The organism is Haemophilus sp. HMSC066A11, assembly GCF_001811665.1.
GTDB lineage: Bacteria > Pseudomonadota > Gammaproteobacteria > Enterobacterales > Pasteurellaceae > Haemophilus > Haemophilus influenzae.
The window spans coordinates 1-396 of the sequence record NZ_KV805871.1 but is presented as its reverse complement, the minus strand read 5'-3'; the positions used below and the strand labels follow the sequence as shown (position 1 = coordinate 396).

The window sequence follows — 396 nt, the reverse complement described above, 5'->3', positions numbered from 1 at the left end:
TATGCTTTACCCGCCAATTTACAGTCTATAGGCAACCCTGTTTTTACCCTTATATATCAAATAAACAAGCTAAGCTGAGCTAAGCAAACCAAGCAAACTCAGCAAGCCAAGTAATACTAAAAAAACAATTTATATGATAAACTAAAGTATACTCCATGCCATGGCGATACAAGGGATTTAATAATATGACAAAAGAAAATTTGCAAAACGCTCCTCAAGATGCGACCGCTTTACTTGCGGAATTAAGCAACAATCAAACTCCCCTGCGAATATTTAAACAACCACGCAAGCCCAGCCTATTACGCTTGGAACAACATATCGCAAAAAAAGATTATGAGTTTGCTTGTCGTGAATTAATGGTGATTCTGGAAAAAATGGACGCTAATTTTGGAGGCG

Annotated in this window: 1 pseudogene; it reads left to right on the top strand. The window is 37.4% G+C overall.

What is annotated here, in order from left to right:
* Positions 1-185: 185 nt before the first annotated feature.
* Positions 186-396 (top strand): annotated as a pseudogene (locus tag HMPREF2813_RS06225) (adhesin); the annotation flags it as partial.